This window comes from Methylobacterium sp. WL69 (assembly GCF_008039485.1).
Lineage (GTDB): Bacteria > Pseudomonadota > Alphaproteobacteria > Rhizobiales > Beijerinckiaceae > Methylobacterium.
In genome coordinates, this window is the sequence record NZ_VRUZ01000206.1 from 1 (window position 1) to 735 (window position 735).

At 76.2% G+C, this 735-nt stretch carries 1 protein-coding gene; it reads left to right on the top strand.

What is annotated here, in order from left to right; translation table 11 throughout:
- Positions 1 to 242: 242 nt before the first annotated feature.
- Positions 243 to 735 (top strand): ribonuclease HI (gene rnhA, locus FV218_RS22470; RefSeq protein ID WP_147711609.1); only part of this gene is annotated, 493 nt, incomplete at its 3' end.

Sequence of the window (735 nt, forward strand, 5' to 3'; positions counted from 1 at the left end):
GCCCGTGACCGTGGCCGAGCGCGGCGCCGAGGCCCGCCGGCCGGTCCCGGCGACGACGGGGTCGGTGCCGGCCCCGCGTCCGCCCGCCGTCACCCAGCCCGCCAGCCAGCCCGCCGGCACTTGGCGGAATCCGCGCTGAGCCGACGGCGCCGCCCCCGGTCGGGGTGCCGGACCGGGGGCGGCCCGTGCTATGGGCGGCGCCCGAAGCCAGACGGCCTCCCCCGGACCCGAGTGCGATCCCCATGCGAACCATCGTCTACGCCGACGGCGGCTGCGACCCCAATCCCGGCCCCGGCGGCTGGGGCGTGGTGATCCAGGCCGAGACCGGGACCGTCGAACTCTGCGGCGGCGACCGCTCCACCACCAACAACCGCATGGAGCTCACGGCGGCGATCAGCGCCCTCGCCCACTTCCCCGAGGGCGCCGCCATCGAGATGCGCTGCGACAGCCAGTACGTCATCAAGTCGGTGACGGAATGGATGAAGGGCTGGAAGGCCAAGGGTTGGCGCACCAGCACCGGCCCGGTCAAGAACGTCGACCTCATGCAGACCCTCGACACCCTGGCGGCCCGGCGCGACGTGCGCTGGACCTGGGTCCGCGGCCATACGGGCGAGGTCGGCAACGAGCGCGCCGACCGCCTCGCCGCCAAGGGGCGCCGGCAGGCCCTGGCGGCCCCCGCCGGTTCGGCCTCCGGGACGACCGCAGCCACGATCCCGGCCGCGGCCGCGCCGATCC